This is a genomic window from Streptomyces sp. NPDC054863 (assembly GCF_053610825.1).
Window position 1 is genome coordinate 1 of the sequence record NZ_JBSGZD010000406.1, and the last position, 5,528, is coordinate 5,528.

Sequence of the window (5,528 nt, forward strand, 5' to 3'; positions counted from 1 at the left end):
CCGTCCGTATGTGCAGCCGTTAGTGTGGGCCGCTGTCCAGCGATCGCACCAGACGCCCCCACGGGCACGCGTGTGCGCCGCAGTCAGCTACACCAGCCTTCCGGGGGGCGACCCCCGGACCCCGGCCGGAGGGCCCGTACGTCGATGTCCGTCAGTCAACCAACGGCCCCGTACGCGGTCGCCGACACCCCGCCCGAGTTCCCCCGCCATGTCGTCACCGCCGTACTCGTCTCCCACGACGGTGCGCGCTGGCTGCCCGACGTGCTGCAGGGACTGCTCGGCCAGGAACGCCCCGTGCAGAACGCCGTCGCCGCCGACACCGGCAGCGCCGACGACTCCGCCCGGCTCGTCACCGAGGCACTGGGCGACGCACGCGTCCTGCACCTCGCCCGCCGCACCGGCTTCGGCACGGCGGTCGCCGAAGCCGTCGGCGCGACGGCCGTCCTCACCCCCGAGGAACTGCCGTACCTGAAGAAGCCCAGCGGCTGGGACCCCGTCAGCAGACAGTGGCGCGACGACGCCTACGACCTGCCCGACCTGCCGCACGGCGAGCCCGTGCAGTGGCTGTGGCTGCTGCACGACGACAGCGCACCCGCCCCCGACGCCCTCGCCGAGATGCTGCGCGTCGCGGACTCCGACGAATACGCCGCGGTCGTCGGACCCAAGTTGCGCGGCTGGTACGACAAGAAGCAGCTCCTCGAAGTCGGCGTCTCCATCGCCAACAGCGGACGCCGCTGGACCGGCCTGGACCGCCGCGAGCAGGACCAGGGCCAGCACGACCAGGTGCGCTCCGTACTGTCGGTCTCCAGCGCCGGAATGCTGATCCGCCGTGATGTGTGGGAGCAGCTCGGAGGGTTCGACCGCCGGCTGCCCCTGATGCGCGACGACGTCGACCTCTGCTGGCGTGCGCACGCCGCGGGACACCGCGTCCTGGTCGCCCCGGACGCCGTCGTACGACACGCCGAGGCAGCGGCGCGCGAGCGCCGCACCGTCGACTGCGCGGGGCGCTCCGTCGCCAACCCGCACCGCGTCGACAAGGCGGGCGCCGTCTACACGATGCTCGCCAACGCCCGCGGCGCGGCCCTTCCGTACGTCCTGCTGCGGCTCGTCGTCGGCACCCTCTTGAGGACGCTCGCCTACCTCGTCGGCAAGGTGCCGGGACAGGCCGTCGACGAAGTCGCAGGACTGTTCGGCGTGCTGCTGCGTCCCGGACGCGTCCTCGCCGCCCGCAAGGCGCGCGGCAAGGGCCTCGTCGACGCGGCCGAACTGCGGCCCCTGTTCCCGCCGCCCGGCGCCACCCTGCGGGCAACCGTCGAACAGGTCGCCGGAAGCTTCGGCAGCGGCACCGAGCCGGAGTCCGGAGGGTCGCGGCACGGCGTCGTCGAGAGCGGCCCCGGCGGCGACGACGCCGACTTCCTGGAGGTCGAGCAGTTCGCCCGGGCGAAGAAGGTCGCCCGCAAGCCGGGCCCCGTCCTCTTCGCGCTGCTGCTGCTCGTCTCCCTCATCGCCTGCCGCGGCCTCCTCGGCAGCGGCTCCCTCGCGGGCGGCGCGCTGCTGCCGTCCCCCGACGGCGCGGGCGAACTGCTCGCGCGGTACGCCGACGCCTGGCACGCCATCGGCACCGGCGGCACCCAGTCCGCCCCGCCCTACCTGGCGCTCCTCGCCGCCCTGGCGACCCTGCTCCTGGGCTCCACCCACGCCGCCCTGACGGTGCTGCTGATCTGCTCCGTGCCGCTGGCCGGGCTGGCCGCGTACTTCGTCTCCAGGCCGCTCGTGGAGTCCCGGCTGCTGCGCGCCTGGGCGGCCGTCGCGTACGCCTTCCTGCCCGCCGTCACCGGTGCGCTGGCCGGCGGCCGGATCGGCACCGCCGTCCTCGCCGTGCTGCTGCCGCTGATCGCGCGCTGCGCCGTCTCCGCGAGTGGCGCCCGCAGCGCCTCGGGCGCGCGCTCCAGCTGGCGCTCGGTGTGGGCGTACGCGCTCCTGCTCAGCTTCGCGACGGCGTTCACCCCGATCGTGTGGCCCCTCGCGGTGCTCCTGGGCATCGGGGTACTGGTGCTGCGGCGCGACGACATCGCCGCGTACGGCCTCCGCTTCGTGGCGGCGGTCGGCACGCCCCTGCTGGTGCTCGCCCCGTGGTCGCTGTCGCTGCTGACCGACCCCGCCTCTTTGATGCGCGAGGCGGGTCTCCCCTTCGGCGCCGGTTCGGCGACGCCCCTGGACCTGCTGGGCATCAGCCCCGGCGGGCCGAAGACGGCCGGCGGACTGCTGCTCATCGGCATCGTCCTCGCCGCCCTCGCCGCTCTGCTGCGCGGGGAGCGCCAGTTCGCGATCCGTACCGCATGGGTCGTCGGCCTGGTCGCCCTCGTCTTCGCCGTGCTGTCCAACCGGGACGGCTGGGCCGGACCCGCGACCCTCGTCTACGGCCTCGCGCTGATCACCGCCACCGTGCTCGGCGCGGACGGCGCGCGGGTGCGCGTCGCCTCGCAGAACTTCGGCTGGCGCCAGCCGGTCGCCGTACTGATCGCCGCGGCGGCGGCCCTCGGGCCCGTACTGGCCGCCGCGGGCTGGATGTTCACCGGCGCTGCCGATCCGCTGAGCCGGCGCGACCCGGTGCAGGTGCCCGCCTTCGTCGCCGAGGAGTCCACCACCCGCGACCAGCCGCGCACCCTGGTGCTCGGCGGCAGCTCCGCCGACCGGGTCTCGTACTCGCTCGTACGCGGCTCCGGCGGACGGCTGGGCGACGCGGAACTGACCTCGGCGGGCAGTTCCGCCCCCCAACTCGACAAGATCGTCTCGAACCTGGTCGCGGGCTCCGGCGCCGACCAGGCGGGCCAGCTCGGCGGATTCGCCGTGCGCTACGTCCTCGTGCGCGACGTGCGCGACGAGGCGTCCCGGCAGATGATCCGCGTGCTCGACTCCACGCCCGGCCTCAGCCGCCTCAGCCAGCTCGACGGCAGCGCCCTGTGGCGCGTCGACCGCCAGGTCGCCCGCCTCATGATCGTGCCGCCGGGGGAGGGCGCCGAACCGGTGCCCGTCGCCTCCAGGCCGGTCGACGCGCACACCGCCGTCCCGGACGGCGCCGAGGGCCGCGTGCTGCGTCTCGCGGACACCGCAGCACCCGGCTGGAAGGCCACCCTCGACGGCCGCGAGCTGACGAAGAAGACCGTCGACGGCTGGGCGCAGGGCTTCGAACTGCCCGCCGCCGGCGGAAAGCTCGACCTCACCTACGAGGCCCCGCTCACCCACACCGCATGGCTGTGGACACAGGGCGCGCTCGCACTCGTCCTGGTGGTGCTCGCACTGCCGGGCCGCCGCCGCGAGATCGACGACGACCTCCCCGAGGAGGCCGCGGCGGACTTCCCGGCCGCGCCGGCCGAGGGCGAGGGCCGCCGGGCGCGCAGGCTGCGCGCCGCGGCGGAGGCGGAGGCCGAGCAGGAGGAGCCCGCCGCTCCGGTCGCGGACCCGTACGCCTCGCCCTACCCGTCGCAGGAGTTCGCTCCGGAGGGCGGCCAGGACGCCCCCTTCGCTGCGGCGGTGCCGCAGCAGGGTTCGTACGGGGAGTGGGACGCACAGTCGTACGCACCCGCCGAGTACGGACAGGTGCAGGGGCAGGAGCAGTACGCCCAGGACCCGTACCAGCAGCCGCCGCAGCAGGGTTACGGCGAGGACCAGTACGACCCGTACGGCTACGCCCAGCAGCCGCAGAGCCCCGCACAGAACTCCGTGCAGAGCCCCGTACAGAGCCCCGCGCCGAACCCTTCGCAGGACCAGCAGTCCTACGAGCCGTACGGGGCCGCCGGCTACGACCCGCAGCAGCCCTACGACCCCCCGCAGCCACCGGCCTACCGGCCGCAGCCGTACGACCCCTATGCGGACGACCCGGAGACCGACGGGCACCACGACCGGCAGCGTCCCGACGGGAGCAACAACCGATGAACCGCACGACCCTCTCCCTGCTCGCCGCCGTCACCGCCCTCGCCGCCGTCACCGGCTTCGCCGTGATCGCCGCACCGAACGGCGGCGCGGCGGACGGCGACGCGAAGGCCGCGAGCACGGGAGCCGCGGCACGGCTGCCCGTGGAGCGGTCCAGCCTGCTGTGCCCTGCGCCCAGCGGGTCGGACCTGGCGGAGACGACGTACACCGCCTTCACCCCGAAGAGCGACGCGGCCGGTGCGAAGGACACGAAGCCGGGCAAGGCCGAACTGGTCCCGTCCGCCAATTCCAAGAACGCGAAGGACGCCAAGAAGCCGACCGTCGCCCTGACGGAGCCGGGGAAGCCCGTCACGGCCACCGCGAGCGGCTCGGAGTCCCCGGCCCTCGTCGGCACCGCGGACGGCGCCCTGGCCCCCGGCTGGGCCGCCCAGCAGACCACCAAGGTCAGCGCCGGCGGATCCCGCGGAGTGCTCGGCGTGGGCTGCTCGGCGCCGGACACCGAATTCTGGTTCCCGGGAGTGAGCACCGCCGAGGCACGCCAGGACTACGTCCACCTCACCAACCCGGACGACTCCGCCGCCGTCGCCGACGTCGAGCTGTACGGCCCCGAGGGCGCCCTGAAGTCCGACGCGGGGGAGGGCATCAGCGTCCCGCCGCACTCCAGCGTCCCGGTGCTGCTGTCCACGCTCTCCTCCACGCGCGTGATCGACGGGACCGTCCACGTCACCACGCGCGCGGGCCGCGTCGGCGCCGCCGTGCAGGCCATGGAGGACAAGGCGGGCAGCGACTGGCTGACCGCATCGGCCGACCCCTCGGGAAGCGTGGTGCTCCCCGGCATCCCGGCCGACGCCACGTCCGTACGTCTGGTGGTCTTCGCCACCGGCGACAACGACGCGGACCTCAAGGTGAAGCTGGCGGGCGCCAACAGCTCCATCGTCCCGGCCGGCGCGGAAGCGCTGCACGTCAAGTCGCGGATGACCGCCTCGATAGACCTCCGCGACGTCACCAAGGGCGAGGCGGGCGCCCTGGTGCTGTCCCCGACCCAGGGCAGCCGCGGCGCCCCCGTGGTGGCCGCGGTGCGCGTCGTGCGCGGCATGAAGGACAAGCAGGAGGTCGCCTACGTCCCGGCGACAGCCCCGGTGGGCGCGCGCTCCACTGCGGCCGACAACCGGGCGCAGGGCTCGGTGCTCTCGCTGACCGCGCCGGGTGCGGCGGGCGAGGTCAGGGTGACCGCATCGGCCGGCACCGGCGGCGGCGAGCCCGTCGTCAAGACGTACAAGGTCAAGGCCGGTACGACGGCGTCGGTGGCGGCCCCCGTGCCGACCGGCCTCAAGGGGTCCTACGCGCTGACCGTCGAGTCGGTGTCGGGCGGCCCGGTGCACGCGGCCCGGATGCTCCAGCTCCCTGAGGACGGCATCCCGATGTTCACCATCCAGACGATGCCGGACGACAAGGGCACGGTCGTGGTGCCCCGCGCGCAGAACGACCTGTCGGTCCTCGACGACTGACCGGCCGCGTTCCCGGACGTGGGGGGGGGGCGCCCCCCCCCCCGGGGGGGGGGGCGCCCACCAAACCCCCCCCCCGCCCCCCCGGGG

General features: G+C 74.7%; 2 protein-coding genes. Both read left to right on the plus strand.

Features of this window, described 5'->3' with window-relative positions:
* Positions 1 to 144 precede the first annotated feature (144 nt).
* Positions 145 to 3,936: a glycosyltransferase gene (locus tag ACWGIG_RS36420; RefSeq protein ID WP_453326003.1), complete on the plus strand. Its 3,792-nt coding sequence runs from the start codon at positions 145 to 147 to the stop codon at positions 3,934 to 3,936.
* Complete coding sequence (locus ACWGIG_RS36425; protein WP_453326004.1) at positions 3,933 to 5,441, plus strand: DUF5719 family protein; 1,509 nt, start codon at positions 3,933 to 3,935, stop codon at positions 5,439 to 5,441. Before ACWGIG_RS36420 ends, ACWGIG_RS36425 begins: the two co-directional genes overlap by 4 nt.
* Positions 5,442 to 5,528 lie beyond the last annotated feature (87 nt).